General features: G+C 67.4%; 17 protein-coding genes. 9 read left to right on the forward strand and 8 right to left on the reverse strand.

What is annotated here, in order from left to right; genetic code table 11:
* Positions 1–5 precede the first annotated feature (5 nt).
* Positions 6–2,057 (reverse strand): thioredoxin domain-containing protein, encoded by a 2,052-nt coding sequence (locus tag TSO5_RS28280; RefSeq protein WP_109154730.1) that lies wholly within the window; start codon positions 2,055–2,057, stop codon positions 6–8.
* A gap of 183 nt (positions 2,058–2,240) precedes the next feature.
* On the opposite strand from TSO5_RS28280, the gene TSO5_RS28285 reads away from it, so the two are divergent.
* From TSO5_RS28285 to TSO5_RS28315, 7 genes are all read left to right on the forward strand, one after another.
* Complete coding sequence (locus TSO5_RS28285; RefSeq protein ID WP_063635627.1) at positions 2,241–2,492, forward strand: DUF6489 family protein; 252 nt, start codon at positions 2,241–2,243, stop codon at positions 2,490–2,492.
* Positions 2,489–2,863 (forward strand): (2Fe-2S) ferredoxin domain-containing protein, encoded by a 375-nt coding sequence (locus TSO5_RS28290; protein ID WP_109154731.1) that lies wholly within the window; start codon positions 2,489–2,491, stop codon positions 2,861–2,863. Before TSO5_RS28285 ends, TSO5_RS28290 begins: the two co-directional genes overlap by 4 nt.
* A gap of 10 nt (positions 2,864–2,873) precedes the next feature.
* The gene (mnmE, locus tag TSO5_RS28295; RefSeq protein ID WP_109154732.1) at positions 2,874–4,202 is read left to right on the forward strand and encodes a tRNA uridine-5-carboxymethylaminomethyl(34) synthesis GTPase MnmE; all 1,329 of its coding nucleotides are present in this window, start codon (positions 2,874–2,876) and stop codon (positions 4,200–4,202) included.
* 105 nt (positions 4,203–4,307) lie between these two features.
* Positions 4,308–6,188 carry a tRNA uridine-5-carboxymethylaminomethyl(34) synthesis enzyme MnmG gene (mnmG, locus tag TSO5_RS28300; RefSeq protein ID WP_199231045.1) on the forward strand — a complete coding sequence of 627 codons (1,881 nt, stop codon included), beginning with the start codon at positions 4,308–4,310 and terminating at the stop codon, positions 6,186–6,188.
* On the forward strand, positions 6,185–6,799 hold the full coding sequence (gene rsmG, locus TSO5_RS28305) for a 16S rRNA (guanine(527)-N(7))-methyltransferase RsmG (RefSeq protein ID WP_109154734.1): 615 nt from the start codon (positions 6,185–6,187) through the stop codon (positions 6,797–6,799). The genes mnmG and rsmG overlap by 4 nt, the downstream gene beginning before the upstream one ends.
* Before the next feature lie 62 nt (positions 6,800–6,861).
* On the forward strand, positions 6,862–7,659 hold the full coding sequence (locus TSO5_RS28310; protein ID WP_109074936.1) for an AAA family ATPase: 798 nt from the start codon (positions 6,862–6,864) through the stop codon (positions 7,657–7,659).
* A complete protein-coding gene (locus TSO5_RS28315) occupies positions 7,656–8,567 on the forward strand; it encodes a ParB/RepB/Spo0J family partition protein (protein WP_109154735.1) in 912 nt (303 codons plus the stop codon). The genes TSO5_RS28310 and TSO5_RS28315 overlap by 4 nt, the downstream gene beginning before the upstream one ends.
* Positions 8,568–8,595: 28 nt before the next feature.
* On the opposite strand, the gene TSO5_RS28320 is transcribed toward TSO5_RS28315, so the two are convergent.
* The 5 genes from TSO5_RS28320 to TSO5_RS28340 are packed head-to-tail and all read right to left on the reverse strand — an operon-like array spanning position 8,596 to position 12,959.
* On the reverse strand, positions 8,596–9,090 hold the full coding sequence (locus TSO5_RS28320; RefSeq protein ID WP_109154736.1) for a dihydrofolate reductase: 495 nt from the start codon (positions 9,088–9,090) through the stop codon (positions 8,596–8,598).
* Between the two features lie 33 nt (positions 9,091–9,123).
* Positions 9,124–10,293, reverse strand: a complete 1,170-nt coding sequence (gene hemW, locus TSO5_RS28325) for a radical SAM family heme chaperone HemW (RefSeq protein WP_109154737.1) — start codon at positions 10,291–10,293, stop codon at positions 9,124–9,126.
* Positions 10,281–10,880: an RdgB/HAM1 family non-canonical purine NTP pyrophosphatase gene (gene rdgB, locus TSO5_RS28330; protein WP_109154738.1), complete on the reverse strand. Its 600-nt coding sequence runs from the start codon at positions 10,878–10,880 to the stop codon at positions 10,281–10,283. Before rdgB ends, hemW begins: the two co-directional genes overlap by 13 nt.
* A 42-nt stretch (positions 10,881–10,922) precedes the next feature.
* On the reverse strand, positions 10,923–11,642 hold the full coding sequence (rph, locus tag TSO5_RS28335; RefSeq protein ID WP_109074941.1) for a ribonuclease PH: 720 nt from the start codon (positions 11,640–11,642) through the stop codon (positions 10,923–10,925).
* Positions 11,643–11,681: 39 nt separating this feature from the next.
* The gene (locus TSO5_RS28340; protein WP_199231046.1) at positions 11,682–12,959 is read right to left on the reverse strand and encodes an MFS transporter; all 1,278 of its coding nucleotides are present in this window, start codon (positions 12,957–12,959) and stop codon (positions 11,682–11,684) included.
* Between the two features lie 306 nt (positions 12,960–13,265).
* On the opposite strand from TSO5_RS28340, the gene TSO5_RS28345 reads away from it, so the two are divergent.
* Complete coding sequence (locus TSO5_RS28345; RefSeq protein WP_109154740.1) at positions 13,266–15,530, forward strand: NADP-dependent malic enzyme; 2,265 nt, start codon at positions 13,266–13,268, stop codon at positions 15,528–15,530.
* A gap of 142 nt (positions 15,531–15,672) precedes the next feature.
* Here the strand turns inward: TSO5_RS28345 and TSO5_RS28350 are convergent, their stop codons facing one another.
* Together TSO5_RS28350 and TSO5_RS28355 are read right to left on the reverse strand one after the other, a co-directional pair.
* Positions 15,673–16,242: a GNAT family N-acetyltransferase gene (locus TSO5_RS28350; RefSeq protein ID WP_109154741.1), complete on the reverse strand. Its 570-nt coding sequence runs from the start codon at positions 16,240–16,242 to the stop codon at positions 15,673–15,675.
* Between the two features lie 12 nt (positions 16,243–16,254).
* Positions 16,255–16,860 carry an XRE family transcriptional regulator gene (locus TSO5_RS28355; RefSeq protein ID WP_109154742.1) on the reverse strand — a complete coding sequence of 202 codons (606 nt, stop codon included), beginning with the start codon at positions 16,858–16,860 and terminating at the stop codon, positions 16,255–16,257.
* Between the two features lie 160 nt (positions 16,861–17,020).
* On the opposite strand from TSO5_RS28355, the gene TSO5_RS28360 reads away from it, so the two are divergent.
* A partial coding sequence (locus tag TSO5_RS28360; protein ID WP_247871004.1) for an ATP-binding protein occupies positions 17,021–18,586 on the forward strand: 1,566 nt, incomplete at its 3' end.

Below are 18,586 nucleotides of genomic sequence, written 5' to 3' on the forward strand. Positions count from 1 at the left end.
AGAATTCAGCTTTTCGTTGCCAGAAGCGCCGCCAGATCCGCCGGCGCCGTCACCGGGGCCGAACAGGTCATGCCGCGGCAGACATAGGCGGTGGCCGTCCCGTCGCGCATCCCCTTCCCCTGGGCCGGATGATTGGCGGGCAGATCCGCCCCCGGCGCGAGCACGGTCAGGATGCGGTTGGGCAGCGAGCGGTCCAGCACGGTGCGGCGCAACGCCTCCGTCTCCGCCGCCTTGGGCGGTCCGACGATGACGATCTGCAGCGGTGCCGTCATCAGCTCCACCGCGTTCAGGAAGGTCGGCAGCGGGAAGAAGTTGCGCGTCAACTCCCCCGAGAAGGCGGCGGCGAGCGCCTCTGCCCGCTCGCGATAGGCATCCTCGCCGGTGCGCTGGAACAGCGTGGTCAGCACCGCCAGCATGGTGCCGTTGCCGCTGGGCGTGGCGTTGTCGTAGACGCTCTTGGTGCGGACGATCAGCCCTTCCGCATCGTCGGCGGTGAAGAAATAGCCGCCGTTGGCGCCGTCCCAGAAATGGGCGTCGAGCGTCGCCACCCAAATCTTCGCCTGATCGAGCGCCGCCGGATCCCCGGTCGCCTCGTGCAACGCCAGGGCGGCGCGTGCCATCTGGGCGTAATCGTCGAGCATTCCCGCATGCTTGCCCTGTCCGTGCCGCCAGCTGTGGCAGAGCCGCCCGCCGGTATCCATCCGGTCGCGGACGAAGGCGAAGGCGCGGCCGGCGGCGTCCAGCCAGTCCGGCTTGTCCAACACCAGGGCGGCATGGGTCAAGGCGGCGATCATCAGGCCGTTCCAGTCGGCCAGCACCTTGTCGTCCCAGCCCGGCCGCACCCGCTTGGCCCGCGCCCGCAACAGGATCTCCCGGCCCTTGGCGAGCGTCGCCTCGGTGGCGTCGTCGGCTAGTGTCAGGCCGCCCAGCCGGTTCAGGATGGTGACGCCCTCCCAATTGCCCTGGGGCAGCACCTCGTAAACGCGCTTAAACGTCGCCAGACCGTTGTCGCCAAGAGCGGGACCGAGCAGCCGGTCGACCTCATGGTCCTGCCATATATAGAAGAGTCCCTCTTCGCCCTCGCTGTCGGCGTCGAGCGTCGCGGCGAAGCCGCCACCATCGGCGATCATCTCGCGCAGCAGCCAGCCGACCGTCTCGCGCATGCGGGTTTCCAGCAGCGGATCACGCGTCTCCTGCCAGACCAGCGTCATCAGGTCGAGCAGCTCCGCATTGTCGTAGAGCATCTTCTCGAAATGCGGCACCAGCCAGCGTTCATCGACGGAATAGCGGGCGAAGCCGCCGCCGAGATGATCGTAGATTCCGCCCTGCGCCATGTTGGCCAGCGTGTGGGTCACCGCCTCGCGGAAGGGTTCGCGTCCGGTGCGCTGCCATGCCCGCCACAGCAGTTCGAACAGCGGCACCTGCGGGAATTTCGGCGCGCTGCCGATGCCGCCATGGATCGGATCGACCTCCCGCAGCAGCCGTTGCGCCACCTGATCCAGCACCCCGGCATCGACCGCGCCGGCCGACCTATTCTCTCCCATTCCGGCGAGCGCCGATTTCAGCGCGTCGACATTCTTGCCGACCTTGTCCGACTCATTGGCAAAGGTGCCGGCGATGCCGCGCAGCACGTCGGGGAAGCCGGCCCGGCCATAGCGGGGGGCCGGCGGGAAATAGGTGCCGCCCCAGAAGGGCTCTGCACTCGGCGTCAGGAACATGGTCAGCGGCCAACCGCCCTGCTGCCCCAGCAGCGCCAATGCCGACTGATAGATGGTGTCGAGATCCGGCCGCTCTTCCCGGTCGACCTTGATGTTGATGAACAGTTCGTTCATCAGCCCGGCGATCTCGGGATTCTCGAAGCTCTCATGCGCCATAACGTGGCACCAGTGGCAGGCGGCATAGCCGACCGACAACAGCACCGGCTTGTTCTCCGCCTTGGCACGGGCGAAGGCCTCCGGTCCCCAGGGCATCCAATGCACCGGGTTGTCCTTGTGCTGCAGCAGATAGGGGCTCGTCTCCCGGCCTAGCAGGTTCGCGCCCAACGGAGTGGCGGGCATGGCGGTGTCCGATCTGTTGGTGTGTCGTGAATCAATAGGTGGCGCCGGGGTGGCGTTGCGCCAGTGCATCCTATCTGTATAGTGGGGCACGAGCCGCCGCGGCGCTCAACCCCAAAATCAACACGGCCAATGCCTGCAACGGTGCCGGGTCCGGCACCTGATCCGGGTCTGGAGGGGGTTCCCATGAAAATCACCGTCGACATCGACTGCACCCCGGACGAGGCCCGGCACTTCCTGGGCCTGCCCGATGTGAAGCCGATGCAGGATGCCATGATGCAGGAGATCCAGGAACGCATGCGTGCGAACCTCCAGGCCATGGACCCGGAGACCATGCTGAAGACCTGGCTCCCCGCCGGTATCCAGGGCATGGAGCAGATGCAGAAGATGTTTTGGTCCCAGATGGCGTCGGCCCTGGGTCAGGAAGGAAGAAAGTGACCGACCAAACTCTTGAATCACAAAAGCCCTATTTCGAAGCCCATGTCTTCTGCTGCACCAACCGCCGTCCCGATGGGCATCGCCGCGGATCCTGCGCCGCCCACGGGTCGGAGAAGCTGCGCGACTATATGAAGGCCCGAGCCCGTGAACTCGGCTTCGACGGCAAGGTGCGGATCAATTCCGCCGGTTGCCTCGACCGCTGCGAACTGGGTCCGACGATGGTCATCTATCCGGAAGGCGTTTGGTACACCTATCACAGCACCGGGGACGTCGACGAAATCCTGCAGACCCATCTGGTCGAAGGCCGCCGCGTCGAGCGGCTGATGCTGACGCCGGAGCAGCGGGAACTGCGGCCCGAGCAGCGTGGCTGATCCACATCCGATGTTCACCACCATCTACGCTCTTGCCACCGCCCCCGGCCGATCCGGTGTGGCGGTGGTTCGCATTTCGGGCTCCGAGGCCGGATCCGCCCTCACTGCGCTGACCGGTCGCCCTCTGCCCGCACCACGTCGGGCCGTGCTGACCAAGCTGCGCGACCCGCGCACCGGCGACGCGCTGGACGACGCACTGGTCCTGCGCTTCACCGCCCCCGCCAGCTTCACCGGCGAGGATGTGGTGGAGTTGCACCTGCATGGTGGCCGCGCCGTCGTCACCGGCGTGATCGAGGCGCTCGCCACCCTGCCCGGCTTGCGGCTGGCGGAACCCGGCGAGTTCACCCGCCGCGCTTTCGAGAACGGCAAGCTCGACCTGACGGAGGCGGAAGCGGTCGCCGACCTGATCGATGCGGAGACCAACGCCCAGCGCCGGCAGGCGTTGCGGCAGATGGAAGGTGCGCTCGGCAAACTCTATGATGGCTGGCGGGAGAGGCTGACCCGTGCGCTCGCCCACATCGAGGCCGACATCGACTTTGCCGAGGATGATCTGCCCGGCGGCGTTGCCGATGCCGTCCGTCCAGTGATCGCCGGGCTGGCCGATGAGATCGCAGCGCATCTCGACGACGGCGGTCGTGGCGAGCGTCTGCGCGAAGGCCTGCACATCGCCATTGTCGGCGCGCCGAACGCCGGCAAGTCGAGCCTGCTGAATGCGATCGCCCGACGCGACGCTGCCATTGTCTCCGCCCGCGCCGGCACCACCCGCGACATCATTGAGGTGCATCTCGACCTCGGCGGCTATCCGGTCGTGCTGGCCGACACCGCAGGCTTGCGCGAAGCTGCTGCCGATGAAGTCGAAGAGGAAGGCATCCGACGTGCTCGTGACCGGGCGGCGCGTGCTGATGTGAAAGTGGCTGTGTTCGATGCCACCACTCTGCCCGATCTCGACCCGGCGACGCTGGACCTGATCGACCGCGACACCGTGGTGGTGTTCAACAAGACCGACCTCGCGACGGACACCGACCTGCGACCGGATCTGGCCCCGATCCTGGTCTCTGCCCACACCGGCACCGGTCTGAAGACGTTGGTGGAAAAGCTGACGGCATTCAGCGCCGATCGGCTCGCCATCGGCAGCGCCCCGTCTCTGACCCGCGCCCGCCATCGTGCCGCGTTGATGGAATGCCGGGAGTCACTGCTGCGCGCGCTCGACGCGCCGCTGCCGGAGCTGGCGGCAGAGGATGTGCGTCTCGCCAGCCGGGCGCTGGGACGGATTACCGGGCGGGTGGATGTGGAGGATCTGCTGGACGTGATCTTCCGCGACTTCTGCATCGGCAAGTGACAACGGCAAGTGAGGACGTGTTTCACGTGAAACAGCGCTGATACGCCTCACTTGTCCCTGCCCCGCCTCTTGGATCCGTGCGGCCATTCCGCTATGGTCCCGCGCATGCGGAACTTTGATGTCATCGTTGTCGGCGGCGGTCACGCCGGCTGTGAGGCGGCTGCGGCGGCAGCGCGCATGGGTGCGCGTACGCTCCTGCTGACCCACAAGGTCGAAACCATCGGCGAGATGTCCTGCAACCCCGCCATCGGCGGCTTGGCCAAGGGCCATCTGGTGCGGGAGATCGATGCGCTGGACGGCGTGATGGCGAAGGCCATCGACCGTGGCGGCATCCAGTTCCGCATCCTGAACCGCAGCAAGGGTCCCGCCGTCCGCGGCCCGCGCGCCCAGGCCGACCGCAAGCTGTATCGTCAGGCGATGCAGTCGCTGCTGGCCGAGCAGGAAAACCTGTACATTGAAGCCGGTGGCGCCGAGGACCTGATCGTCGATGCTGACCATCGCATCACCGGTGTGGTTACCGGGGCCGGCGAGTCCATCCGTGCCGGCGCGGTGGTGCTGACCACCGGCACCTTCCTGCGTGGCCTGATCCACATCGGCGAGGAGCGCACCCCGGCCGGCCGCGTTGGCGAGGCGCCGTCCATCGGCCTGTCCGACACGCTGGCGCGGCTCGGCTTCCCGCTCGGCCGTTTGAAGACCGGCACGCCGCCGCGCCTGGATGGCCGCACCATCGATTGGGACGCGCTGGAGAAGCAGCCGGGCGACACGCCGCCCCCGCCCTTCTCCTATATGACGGAGCGGATCGACACGCCGCAGATCGATTGCGCGATCACCTGGACAACGCCGGAAGCGCATGCGCTGATCCGCGCCAACCTGCATCGCGCCCCGATGTATTCCGGACAGATCACCGGTACGGGTCCACGCTATTGCCCCTCCATCGAGGACAAGGTCGTCCGCTTTGCCGAGAAGGAGAAGCACCAGATCTTCCTTGAACCGGAAGGGTTGGACGATCCCACTGTCTATCCGAACGGCATCTCGACCTCCCTGCCCCGCGACGTGCAGCTCGGCATCCTCGCCAGCATGCCGGGGTTGGAGAAGGTGGTGATGATCCGCCCCGGCTACGCCATCGAATACGACTATGTCGACCCGCGCGAGCTGAAGCCGACGCTGGAGACTCGCCGGGCGCCACGCCTGTTCCTGGCTGGCCAGATCAACGGCACCACCGGCTATGAAGAGGCCGCGGCCCAGGGCCTGATGGCCGGCATCAACGCCGCGCTGGCGGCGAGCGGCAACCGCGACGGCTTCGTCCTCGACCGCGCCGACGCCTATATCGGTGTGCTGATCGACGACCTGATCGGCCGGGGCACCAACGAGCCCTACCGCATGTTCACCTCGCGCGCCGAATACCGGCTGCTGCTGCGCGCGGACAACGCCGACCAGCGGCTGACCGGTAAGGGCATCACCATCGGCTGCGTCGGCTCCGAGCGTCGCGGTGTTTTCGCCGCCAAGAGCGCCGCGCTGTCGGCCGGCCGTGCCCTGGTCGCCTCGCTGCAGGCGACACCGGCCGAACTCGCCCGCCAGGGTGTCGCGGTGAACCAGGATGGTGTGCGCCGCAGTGCCGCCGACCTGCTGCGCTATCCCGACATCGACCTTGCCGCACTCGCCCGCCTGTGGCCGGAACTGGGCGGGATCGTGCCGGAGATCGCCGAGCAGTTGGAAATCGACGGCAAGTATGCCGGCTATCTCGGCCGGCAGGAGGCTGACATCCGCGCCTTCCGCAAGGACGAGTCCCTCGCCTTGCCTGACGATCTGGACGTCGACGGCATCGGCAGCCTGTCCGCCGAAATCCGGCAGAAGCTGCGCCAGTCGCGTCCTGCGACGCTGGGGGCCGCGGCCCGCATTCCCGGCATGACCCCGGCTGCGCTGGTCGCCCTGCTCCGCCATGTGAAGCGCCGCGACGTGGCCTCGTCCGGGGTGGCCGCCGAATGAGCGGGTTCGATGCGGTTGCATTTCAGGAGGCCACCGGTGTTTCACGTGAAACGCTTGACCGCCTGATCGCCTATGAAGGTCTGCTGCGCAAGTGGCAGCCGAAGATCAATCTGGTCGGCCCCTCCACCCTCCCTGACGCCTGGAAACGCCACTTCCTCGATTCCGCCCAGCTCTATCCGCTGCTGCCGGAGGGGACCCGGGTGCTGGTCGATCTCGGCAGTGGGGCCGGTTTCCCCGGTCTGGTGCTCGCCGTCCTCGGTGTGCCGCAGGTGCATCTGATCGAGAGCGACGTGCGCAAATGCGCCTTCCTGCGCGAGGTCGCACGGGTCTGCGAGGCGCCGGTCACCGTCCACACCAAGCGGATCGAAACCGTCACCGGCATCGAGGCCGATGTGGTCACCGCCCGTGCGCTGGCGCCGCTGGCCGACCTCTTCGCCTGGGCCCACCCCTTCATCGGATCGCGCGGCAAGTGCCTGTTCCTGAAGGGTGCTGCGCTGGACGACGAATTGACCGCTGCCACGCAATATTGGAGACTGCGGACGGAGCGATTTGACAGCCGCACCGATCCGAGCGGAACCATCCTGCGTGTGAGTGACCTTGAGCGTGCGTGAAAACCGTGCCTGACACTCTCCCTCCGCCTTCTTCCCGCCAACCGGACTCCCGAGAGGCTGCCATGTCTGCCGTCACCCGTCCCCTTGCCCGCGTGGTTGCAATTGCCAACCAGAAGGGCGGCGTGGGCAAGACCACGACGACGATCAACCTCGCCACCGCGCTCGCCGTCATCGGCAAGCGGGTGCTGGTGATCGACCTCGACCCGCAGGGCAATGCGTCCACCGGTCTCGGCATCCCCCGCTCGGACCGCCGCGTCGGCATCTATGACGTGCTGTTCGACGACGTATCGCTGGAGCAGGCCGCGACCCCCTCCTCGGTGCCGAACCTGTCGATCATCACCTCGTCGGTCGATTTGTCGGGTGCCGAGATCGAGTTGGTCGGTGCCGAGCGGCGCGAGTTCCGCCTGCGCGAGGCGGTCGCCAACAGCGCGTTGGAATACGACTACGTTCTGATCGACTGCCCGCCGGCGCTGGGTCTGCTGACGCTGAACGCGCTCGTGGCGTCGCATGCCGTGATGGTTCCCCTGCAGTGCGAGTTCTACGCGCTGGAGGGTCTCAGCCATCTGGTCCGCACCATCGAACGGGTGAAGCGCGCCTTCAACCCGAACCTGGACATCCACGGCGTCGTGCTGACCATGTTCGACAAGCGCAACAACCTGTCGGACATGGTGGCGGCAGACGTCCGCGGCTTCTTCGGGGAGAAGGTGTACGACACCGTGATCCCGCGCAACGTCAAGGTGTCGGAGGCGCCGTCGCACGGCAAGCCGGTGCTGATCTACGACATGCGCTGCCCCGGATCCCAGGCCTACATCCATCTGGCGGGCGAGGTGCTGCGCCGTGAGAAGAGACTGACCGCATGATCGACGACACCAAGCAAGGGGGCGCCCGCCGCGCCAGCCTGGGCCGTGGCCTTTCCGCCCTCTTCGGCGAGGCGACCGAGGATTACTCGGCACTCGACAAGGTGCGGCAGTCCAAGCAGGTGCCGATCGAGTTCGTGCACCCCGGCAAATACCAGCCGCGCCGGAAGTTCGACGAGGAGGCCATCCAGGGCCTTGTCGACTCCATCCGCGACAAGGGCATCCTGCAGCCCCTCCTCGTCCGCCGCGATGGCGAGGATGCCAATTCTTATGAGCTGATCGCCGGCGAACGCCGCTGGCGCGCCGCGCAGATCGCCGGCCTGCATGAAGTTCCGGTCGTCATCCGCGATCTCAGCGACCGCGAGGCGCTGGAAATCGCGCTGATCGAGAACATCCAGCGCCAGGATCTGACCCCGCTGGAAGAGGCGGAAGGCTATCGTCGCCTGATGGAGGAGTTCGAGCACACGCAGGAGGATCTGGCCCGCGCCGTCGGCAAGAGCCGCAGCCACGTCGCCAACATGATGCGCCTGCTGGCCCTGCCCGATCCCGTCAAGTCGATGGTTCAGGACGGCGCGCTGACCGCCGGCCATGCCCGGGCCCTGCTGACCGCCCCGGATCCGGCCGCCGTCGCCCGCGACGTGGTGACGCGCGGTCTGAACGTCCGCCAGACCGAAGACCTGATGCGCGGCGATCAACCCAAGGCGAAGAAGGGCAAGGCTGCGAATGGCGGAGCCGGATCCGCCCCGGCGATGAAGGACGTCGACCTGATCAATCTGGAGGAGGAGATCTCCGCCCGCATCGGGCTGAAGGTCGCGATCAATCCGCAGGGTCAACGCGGGACGATCACCATCCATTACCAGACGCTCGACCAGTTGGACGACGTGCTGCACCGGCTGGGCGGCGAAGAGTAACGGGCTTAAAGGGGGGGGCGCTCGCCCCCTACCCCCGCACCTTCTGAAGGTCGATGTAGCGATAGAACAGCCCATTCTCTTCCATGGGCGCGCTCGACCACACCTCCGCCCATTCCGCTCCGATGGGCGGCATCAGCGTGTCGCCGTCCACTGTGCTTTCGATGCGGGTCAGGTGCAGGCGATCGGCGATCGGCAGTGTCTCACGGAACAGAGCGGCACCGCCGATGATGCACAGTTCGGCCGCACCGGAGCCTTGTGCCCACGACACCGCTGCCCCGAGACCGGTGAACCAGCGGGCGCCGTCATGCTCGCCGACGAGGCCCCGATGGCTCACCACCAGATTGTCGCGGCCGGGCAGCGGGCGGCGCGGCAGGGAGTCCCAGGTTTTCCGACCCATCAGGATCGGTTTTCCCATCGTCAATTCCCTGAACCGGCGTAGATCGCTGGGAAGATGCCAGGGAAGCCGGCCGTCACGGCCGATCACATCGTTCGTTGCGGCGGCGACGATCAGGCTGATGAGCATCCCCTGCCCTTTCCCGATTGAAGACAAGGGATCTTACGCCAGAATTGCGCTGAGCACCGCGTTCAGACGCTGTAGCCCCTCCGATGTCGCAACCAGACGGTCGGCATCGCGCGTCAGGAAACCGCCGTCGATCAGGCGGGACAAGGCTGCCGGATCCACGAAATCGTCCAACGATCGGCCGGCTTCCTCCACCAGACGAGCAAGCCGCACCCCCTCGCTCAGGCGCAGCCCCATCATCAGCAGTTCGGTGCCGCGGGCATCGCGGTCGATGGGATCGGGGGCGGCGGCACCATGCCCGTCGCGCTCCACCCGTTCCAGCCAGATCTCCGGGGCGCGATGGGCGCGGGTGGCGAACTTCTCGCCGTCCAGCGTCAGCCGGCCATGGGCGCCGGGACCGATGCCGACATAGTCGCCATAGCGCCAATAGGTTAGGTTGTGGCGGCTTTCCTCGCCGGGGCGGGCATGGTTGGAAATCTCATAGGCCGGCAGCCCCGCTGCGGTCAGCTGGCTCTGCGTGGCCTCGTAGAGATCGCCGGCCAGTTCCTCGTCGGGCAGTACCAGGTCGCCGCGGGCATGCAGCGGATAGAAGGCGGTGCCCTCTTCGATCGTCAGCTGATAGACCGAAAGGTGGCCGACCGCGTAATCCAGCGCGCGTGCAAGCTCCGCCTGCCACGCCGCCACCGTCTGGCCGGGACGGGCATAGATCAGGTCGAAGGAAAAGCGGTCGAAGGTCCGCGCCGCCAGTTCGATGGCGCCGGTCGCCTCCGCCGCGTTGTGCTGGCGGCCGAGGAACTTCAGGCTGGCATCGTCCAGCGCCTGGATGCCCAGCGACACGCGGTTGATCCCGGCGCTGCGGAAGGCACGGAACTTGTCGGCCTCGACGGAGGTCGGGTTGGCCTCCAGCGTCACCTCCAACCCGTCGGCGACCTGCCAACGTTGGGCGACCCGGTCGATGATGGCGCCGACCGTGGCCGGTTCCATCAGCGACGGGGTGCCGCCGCCGAAGAAGATCGAGGTGACGGTGCAGCCGGCGGTCAGGTCGGCGTAATGGTCCAGCTCGCGCAGCAACCCGGCCCGCCAGCGGTCATGGTCGACCCGCTCGCGGACATGGCTGTTGAAATCGCAATAGGGGCACTTCGATTTGCAGAAGGGCCAATGGACGTAGACGGCAAAACCAGGATCAGACACGCTCACTGGAAACACCGCTCCACCAGCTGGCGGAAGGCATCGGCACGGTGGCTCATCTCGTGCTTCTTGGCCGGATCCATTTCGCCGAAAGACAGCTTGTGGCCGTCCGGCAGGAACATCGGGTCATAGCCGAAGCCGTGGGGACCGCGCGGCGGCCACACCAGCGTGCCGTAGCAGCGACCCTCCACCGTCTCGACATGGCCGTCCGGCCAGGCGAGCGACAGGGCGCAGACGAAATAGGCGCTGCGATCCGCCTTCCCTGCTATCCCCTCCTCGACCTTCCGCATCGCCATGGCGAAGTCCTTGGTCGGGCCGGCCCAGCGGGCGGAATAGATGCCGGGATCGCCGTTCAGCGCCGGCACCACCAGCCCGCTGTCGTCGGCGAGCGCGACATGGCCGGCGGCCGCCGCGGCCTTCGCCTTCAGCTCCGCATTGGCGATGAAGGTGGTCCCGGTCTCTTCCGGTTCGGGCAGGCCCAGCTCCCCGGCCGAGGTGAAGGTGGCGACATACGGGCCGAGCAGATCGGCGATCTCGCGCACCTTGCCCTTGTTGTGGCTGGCGATGACGAGCGTGTCGCCGGTGAAGCGGCGGGGAGCGGACATGGGAACGAACCTCTGGGTGATGAACGTCTGGCAGATGCCGGCTTACTTGATGCCGAGGACCTGCTTCTGCAACGCCACCAGCTCGTTCACGCCCTTGCGGGCGAGCGCCAGCAGCTCCATGAACTGCGGCTCGGAGAAGGGGGTTTCCTCGGCGGTGCCCTGGATTTCGACGATGCCGGCCTTGCCGGTCAGGACGAAATTGGCGTCGGCCTGTGCCTTGGAATCCTCGTCATAGTCGAGGTCGAGCACGGCGTTGCCCTGATAGAGGCCGCAGGACACGGCGGCGACCTGATCGGTCAGCGGCATGGTCTTCAGCGCGCCGATCTGCATCAGATGCTGGAAGGCGAGATGCAGGGCGACATAGCTGCCGGTGATGGCGGCGGTGCGGGTGCCGCCGTCGGCCTGGATGACGTCGCAGTCGATCTTGATCTGCTTTTCGCCCATGGCAGACCGGTCGGTGACGGCGCGTAGCGCGCGGCCGATCAGGCGCTGGATTTCCTGGGTGCGGCCGGACTGCTTGCCCTTCGCCGCTTCGCGGTCGGTGCGGCTGTGGGTGGAGCGCGGCAGCATACCATATTCGGCGGTGACCCAGCCGAGCCCGGTGTTCTTCAGGAAACGCGGCACCGTCTCGTCGACGCTGGCGGTGCACAGCACATGCGTGTTGCCGAAGCGCACCATGCAGGAGCCCTCGGCATAGCGGCTGAAGCCGGGCTCGAGGGAGACGGTGCGCAGTTGGTCGAAGGCGCGGCCGGAGGGGCGCATGGGCATCATTCCGAAGGTCGTTTGCGGTTCGGCGGCAAGCTAACGGCTCTGCCCGCCTCCGTCCAGCACGGCGTCGGCGATCATTGGTGGCGGTGCCGGGCGCGTCGCCCGCTCCAGCCACAGGGTCAGCAGCGGCACGGCAAGCCCGATGGTGATGGAGATGGTCGCCATGGTCGTCACATGCTCCAGCCGGCCGTCGGCGCCGTTGGTCAGGATCTCGGCCGACAGGAAGGCGCCGAAGGCGGAGCTGAGATGCTGCACCGCCGACACCAGCGCCATGAAGCCGGCGCGCTCCTGCGGGTCCGGCACGCGGGAGAAGGCGGCGCCGTTGGCGACCATGCGGATGCCGACGAAGGTCATGAAGAAGGGGAACAGCCCCAGCACCGGCATCCAGGGCCGGTAGCCGATGAAGGCGAAGAAGATCACCAGGCTCAGCCCCACCGTCGCGGCGAAGGTGACGGCGCTGGAGCCATGACGGTCGACCAGCCGCCCGGCCCAGCGCGCGGCGAAGAAGCTCAGCGTGCCGCCGGTCATGTAGACCAGGCTCAGGTGGTCGCGCGGGAAGCCCAGATTGCCCTGCACATAGGCGGCGATGTTGGGGACGATCATGAACTGCTGAACCTGCACCAGCGCCACGGTGGCATAGGCCAACCAGACTTTGCGGCGCGACAGCAGCGCCGTTATCCGCACCCAGGCCCCCGTCTTCACCCCTGCCCCGGCGAGATGGCCGCGCTGCGGCGGCAGGATGGCGATGGCGGCCACGGCGACGATCAGGCCGGCGAAGGCCACCGCAAAGAAGGGCAGCCGCCAGCCGCCATAGAGCGCCAGTTCCAGCCCCACCGGCACCCCGGCGATGGCCGACAGCGAGAAGGCCGACATCACCGCCCCCATCGCCTGCCCCCGCCGCTGCGGCGCCACCTGATCGGTCACCGTGGCGATGGCGACCGCGACGGCCGGGCCGCCGAACAGGCCTGCCAGCACGCGCGCCGCCAGCAGCGATGGAAAGTCCCAGGCCAGCCCGCCCAATGCCGTGGAGACGATCAGTCCGGCCATGGCGACGGCGAGCGCCCGGCGCCGGTCGAAGCGGTCGAGCAGCATCGAGCCGATCAACCCGGCCAAGGCCGCAGCTGCGGTATAGCTGCCGCCGATATAGCCGATGTGTGCCGCCGGGATGTTCAGCGCCCGGGCGAAGTCGGGACCGAGCGGCATCACCATCATGAAATCGAGGATGTTGATGAACTGCACCGCCGCGATCACCAGCGTGATGCGGCGTTCGTCCGGCGTCAGCGCGCCCGCAGATTTGGGTGCCAGGGACAAGATGGCGGCTCCGGGAGGGAATAAGCGCGTCGGTTGTGTTCCGCACTGCATGATACCAGTCGTTTCCAGGCCTTCCCAACCGGCATGGTCATGCACGGAAAGCGGATCAGATAGGATGTGAAGCAAACTGGATGTGTCGCCAATCGTCAAAAAAATGCATGATTCGTACAAAAAGCGGGCAATGGAGGCTTGGCGAGTTGCGCGTGCGGCGTATACCATCGCGACCCCACCGTCGGCAGCGCACCGCACAAAAGGCACCAACGAAGACCGACGGGCATCAGCACTCCGTTGAGGAACACGACATCCATGTCCGACACCAAGCGCGTCACCGACGAAGAGGCCCTGCTGCTGCATTCCAGCGGCCGGCCCGGCAAGCTGGAAATCACTCCGACCAAGCCGCTGACCACCCAGCGCGATCTGGCGCTGGCCTATTCGCCCGGCGTCGCCGCGCCCTGCCTGCGCATCGCCGAGGATCCGTCCCTTGCCTATGACTACACGGCCAAGGGCAACATCGTCGCCATCATCTCCAACGGCACGGCCGTGCTGGGTCTGGGTGACCTGGGCGCGCTCGCCGGCAAGCCGGTGATGGAAGGCAAGGCGGTGCTGTTCAAGCGCTTCGCCGATGTCGACGGCATCGACCTGGAGGTTGACACCCGCGACGTGGACGAGTTCGTCAACTGCGTGCGTTTCCTCGGCCCCAGCTTCGGCGGCATCAACCTGGAAGACATCAAGGCGCCCGACTGCTTTATCATCGAGGAGCGGCTGCGCGAGCTGCTGGACATCCCGGTCTTCCACGACGACCAGCACGGCACAGCGATCATCGCCGCCGCCGGCCTAATCAACGCCTGCGACATCACCGGCCGCAAGATCGAAGACGTGAAGATGGTGGTGAACGGCGCCGGCGCGGCGGGCATCGCCTGCGCCGAGCTGTTCTGCACGATGGGTGTTTCACGTGAAAACATCATCCTGTGCGACACCAAGGGCGTGGTCTATCGCGGCCGCACCAACGGCATGAACCAGTGGAAGTCGTCCTTCGCCGTCGACACCGACAAGCGCACGCTGGAAGAGGCGGTGGCCGGCTCCGACGTGTTCGTCGGCCTGTCGGCCAAGGGGGCGATGACGCAGGAGATGGTGAAGTCGATGGCGGCCAAGCCGATCATCTTCGCCCTCGCCAACCCCGATCCGGAGATTACGCCGGAGGATGTGAAGGCGGTGCGGGCCGATGCCATCGTGGCGACCGGACGCTCCGACTATCCGAACCAGGTCAACAACGTCCTTGGCTTCCCCTACCTGTTCCGCGGCGCGCTGGACGTCCGCGCCACCACCATCAACGAGGCGATGAAGGTCGCCGCCGCCAAGGCGCTGGCGGCGCTGGCGCGCGAGGATGTGCCGGACGAGGTCGACGCCGCCTATTCCGGGCGCCGGCTGCGCTATGGCCCGGACTACATCATCCCGGTGCCCTTCGACCCGCGCCTGATCGTCACCGTCCCGGCCGCCGTCGCCCAGGCGGCGATGGAAAGTGGCGTGGCGCGCAAGCCGATCCTCGACCTGACCAGCTACAAGCACAGCCTGCGCACCCGTCTGGACCCGACCGCCGACAGCCTGGAACTGATCCTGGAGAAGGTGCGGACCAACCCGCGCCGCGTCGTCTTCGCCGAGGGCGAGGAGGAGCGGACGATCCGCGCCGCCATGGCCTTCCGCGCCCACGGCTATGGCATCCCGGTTCTGATCGGCCGCGAGGAGGTCATTAAGGAACAGCTGGCGGCGATGGGCCAGCCGCATGTCCAGTTCGAAATCCACAATGCCCGCCTGTCGGACGCCAACCGGCGTTATGCCGACTACCTCTACCGCCGTCTGCAGCGCAAGGGCGCCCTGCTGCGCGACTGCCAGCGGATGGTCAACCAGGACCGCAACGTCTTCGCCGCCTGCATGGTGGCGCAGGGCGATGCCCATGCCATGGTGACCGGCCTGACCCGCAGCTTCGGCGTCGCCTACGAGGAAATCCGCCGCGTCTTCGACCCGAAGGCGAGCGAGCCGGTGTTCGGCCTGCATCTGTTCATCACCCGCAACCGCACCGTCTTCATCGCCGACACCACCGTCCATGTCCGTCCCGACGGCAAGACGCTGGCCGACATCGCGGTCGGCGCCGCGGCCAAGGCCCGGCAGATGGGGCACGAACCGCGGATCGCGATGCTGTCCTTCTCCAACTTCGGCCAGACGCCGCACCCGAACACCGATCCGCTGCGCGAAGCCCTGTCGATCCTCGACAGCCGCCGAGTCGATTTCGAGTATGACGGCGAGATGTCGGCCGACGTGGCGCTGGATTACCAGCTGATGAAGCGGGTCTACCCGTTCTCGCGGCTGTCCGGTCCGGCCAACGTGCTGATCATGCCCGGCCTGCATTCCGCCAACATCTCGGCCAAGCTGCTGAACAAGATGGCCGGCGGCCAGATGATCGGCCCGCTGCTGATCGGCCTGGACAAGCCGGCGCAGATCGTCAGCATGGGCGCCTCGGTCAACGACATCGTCACCGCCGCGGCGCTGGCGGCGCATGATTCGTTGCCCTGGTAAAGTAACGCTCTATCCAAGAGTCCCCTCTCCCCCCTGGGGAGAGGGTTAGGGTGAGGGGGGCACACATGCCGGACTGTCTTCGGCTGTGCCGAACCCCCTCATCCCGACCTTCTCCCCAGGGGGGAGAAGGAGAGCTCAAGCCTCAGCCCAGCGCCTTGTAAAAGTACGTCGTGTCGCAGAACCCGCCTTTCGGCCACAAAGCGTAGTTCGGGATGACGCCGACCTTCACCCAGCCGGCCCGCTCATACAGCCGTTCCGCCTCGGGCGACGCGGTATCCAGCACCAGCAGGGTCTTGCCGGCGGCGCGGCCGGCTTCCTCGGCCGCCTGCATCAGGGCGGCGCCGACGCCCCGGCGGCGGGCGCGGCGGTGGACCAGCATCTTGGACAGGTCGGCGCGGTGCGGCTGGTTCGGCGGCTGGCCGACCACCAACTGGACGGTGCCCAGCACGCCCTCCCCGTCCTCCGCCACCAGCAGAATGCGCTCCCCCTGCTCCACCCCGGCCACCACACTCCTCCAGAAGTTCTCAGCGGTGGCGCGGTCGAGCGGTGCCATGAAGCTGACCGACGCACCGCCCGCCACGCAATCCAGCAGTACGTCGGTCAGCCTCGGCACGGCTGCGTGAGCCTCCGCAGAAGACAGCATGCGCACCGTCACGGCAGCGGCGCCGCTCTCCCCACCTCGCTGGCCGGAGTCCAGGCAGGCACTGTCCATCGCATGCTCCTTTCAGCGTTTAACCGCGTTTAAGCCAAGGCGCCCGTCGGTGGTCAGCGCCACGATGTAGCGGGCGGTGTGGTCGGTCGGATTGTGGAAGCCGGTCGGCCGGTCGAGCCGCATGGCAAGGCAGTCGCCGGTGGACAGGCGGTGCGTCACCTCCCCCACCGTCAGTTCGATGGTGCCGTCCAGCAGATAGACCTGCTGCTCCACCATGGCGGCGCGGTTGCCGCTGTCGTAGGAGACGCGGGCGCCCGGCGGCAGCTCCACCTCCACCAGTTCGATGGGCGACGGATAGCCCGGCGGCGACAGGTTGCGGCGGCGATAGCCGGTGGCGGGGTCGGCCCAGGCGATCTGGTTGTCGCGGCGTGCGATCGGGCTGGCATCCGTGCGCTCGGCTTCCGCGAACAACGCCGCCAGCGTCACCCCCAATCCGGCGGCCAGCCGGTCGAGCACGGAGGCCGTCGGACTGCTCTCCCCCCGTTCCACCAGCGAGATCATCGAGCGGCTGACGCCCGAGCGCTCCGCCAAACCATCCAGCGTCAGGCTACGATCTGCACGCAGGGCACGCAGGCGGGCGGCAAGGCGGCTGTCTATATCGGTTTTCGCGCTTTCCATGATGATAGAATGAAGATCTATAATATTGGAGTCAACGAAGGACCGCACAGTTGCGGCCATGAATCTTTTATGACCGCCGCGCGGCATGCGCGACGATGGTGTAGAAGGGCTGATCGTCACGCTGCCTGCCCTTTCAACCCTTTACTCCGGTGCCGTTCCCATGCGCCTGAAGGCGTCGCCGCCCACCTCGCTGCTGACCGCGATCCTGTTGATGCTGGTGCCCCTGCTGGGCGTGCTGGCCTGGGCGGTCCATGCCGGGGCGTTGCATGGCGGGCTGGCGCTGGCCGCGGCTGCGGCTGCGCTCGTGGGTGCGGTCCTGGTCCTGCGCACCTACCGCAGTGATGCCGACGCGATGACCGACTACGCCGGCCGGCTGGCCGAGACCGACGAGCCGCTGGCCCCGGCCGGCACGCCGCCCGCCTTGAAGGCGCTGGCTACGACCATCGGCCGTCTGCACCGGGTCGGCCTGCGCCGGGCCGAGAGCGTGCGGATGCAGCTCGATGCCGACGAGGCGGTGATCGACGCCCTGCCCGCCCCACTGCTGCTGATGGACGCCGAACGGCAGGTGGTGCGCGCCAACCGCACTGCGCGGGAGCTGTTCGGCGACAAGGTCGTCGACCGCGACCTCGCTTCGTCCTTGCGCACGCCGGCGGTGCTGGAGGCGGTGGACTCCGTGCTGCGCGGCGGTGCGTCCCGCATCATCGAGTTCACGCTGCCGGTTCCGGTGGAGCGCAGCTTCGAAGCGCAGGTGAAGCCGTTCCAGCGGCTGGTGCCTGAACCCGATCCGTCCCTGCTTGATGGCGAGATCGAGGAGGAGTCGGCGCCGCGGCCGCCCACCGTCGCCCGCATGGCGATCCTGACCCTGCACGACGTCACCGCCGCCCGCCGGTCGGAGCAGATGCGCGCCGACTTCATCGCCAACGCCAGCCACGAGCTGCGCACGCCGCTGTCCTCGTTGCTGGGGTTCATCGAGACTCTGCGCGGCCCCGCCCGTGACGATCCGGAGGCGCAGGACCGCTTCCTGGCAATCATGCATGACCAGGCCAGCCGCATGACCCGGCTGGTCAACGACCTGCTGTCGCTGTCCCGCATCGAGTTGGACGAGCATATGCCGCCCAGCGGCCGGGTCGATGTGGTGGAGGAACTGGAGAACGTCATCGCCGCGCTGCAGCTGAAGGCGGCGGAGCGCCGCATCCGCCTGCGTCTGGAAGCGCCGGAGGAGCTGCCGCCCGTCGTCGGCGATGAGGACCAGCTGACCCAGGTCTTCCAGAACCTCGTCAGCAACGCGATCAAATACACGCGCGAAGACACCGACGTGACCGTCACTGTCGCGCTGGCCGACGGGGCGGCGGTGGGCTTCACCGGGCTGCCGGCATCCGGCGGTGTGGTGAAGGACAAGCGCGCGCTGCGCGGCGGCACCGCAATGGTGTCGGTGTCGGTGCGCGACCGGGGCGACGGCATCGCCCGCACCCATCTGCCCCGCCTGACCGAGCGCTTCTACCGCGTCGATGCCGCGCGATCCCGCGCCATGGGCGGCACCGGGCTGGGGCTGGCCATCGTCAAGCACATCCTGAACCGCCACCGCGGCCGGCTGACCATCGAAAGCGAGGTCGGGGTGGGCAGCGCCTTTACGGTTTATCTGCCTGCGGTGGGAGAGGCGGTTTCTCCCTCTCCCCCCCGGGGAGAGGGCCGGGGTGAGGGGGAAGCACTGCGTGTGTTCTCCAAA

This window comes from Azospirillum sp. TSO5 (assembly GCF_003116065.1).
Lineage (GTDB): Bacteria > Pseudomonadota > Alphaproteobacteria > Azospirillales > Azospirillaceae > Azospirillum.

Bases quoted from the DNA above. Each gene is read 5' to 3' on its own strand.
- mnmG (WP_199231045.1), top strand. From the start codon at position 4,308: ATGCGGAACTTTGATGTCATCGTTGTCGGCGGCGGTCACGCCGGCTGT.
- TSO5_RS28310 (WP_109074936.1), top strand. From the start codon at position 6,862: ATGTCTGCCGTCACCCGTCCCCTTGCCCGCGTGGTTGCAATTGCCAAC.
- TSO5_RS28345 (WP_109154740.1), top strand. From the start codon at position 13,266: ATGTCCGACACCAAGCGCGTCACCGACGAAGAGGCCCTGCTGCTGCAT.
- TSO5_RS28285 (WP_063635627.1), top strand. From the start codon at position 2,241: ATGAAAATCACCGTCGACATCGACTGCACCCCGGACGAGGCCCGGCAC.
- TSO5_RS28280 (WP_109154730.1), bottom strand. From the start codon at position 2,057: ATGCCCGCCACTCCGTTGGGCGCGAACCTGCTAGGCCGGGAGACGAGC.
- mnmE (WP_109154732.1), top strand. From the start codon at position 2,874: ATGTTCACCACCATCTACGCTCTTGCCACCGCCCCCGGCCGATCCGGT.
- TSO5_RS28355 (WP_109154742.1), bottom strand. From the start codon at position 16,860: ATGGAAAGCGCGAAAACCGATATAGACAGCCGCCTTGCCGCCCGCCTG.
- rph (WP_109074941.1), bottom strand. From the start codon at position 11,642: ATGCGCCCCTCCGGCCGCGCCTTCGACCAACTGCGCACCGTCTCCCTC.
- TSO5_RS28320 (WP_109154736.1), bottom strand. From the start codon at position 9,090: ATGCTCATCAGCCTGATCGTCGCCGCCGCAACGAACGATGTGATCGGC.
- rdgB (WP_109154738.1), bottom strand. From the start codon at position 10,880: ATGTCCGCTCCCCGCCGCTTCACCGGCGACACGCTCGTCATCGCCAGC.
- TSO5_RS28315 (WP_109154735.1), top strand. From the start codon at position 7,656: ATGATCGACGACACCAAGCAAGGGGGCGCCCGCCGCGCCAGCCTGGGC.
- rsmG (WP_109154734.1), top strand. From the start codon at position 6,185: ATGAGCGGGTTCGATGCGGTTGCATTTCAGGAGGCCACCGGTGTTTCA.
- TSO5_RS28350 (WP_109154741.1), bottom strand. From the start codon at position 16,242: ATGGACAGTGCCTGCCTGGACTCCGGCCAGCGAGGTGGGGAGAGCGGC.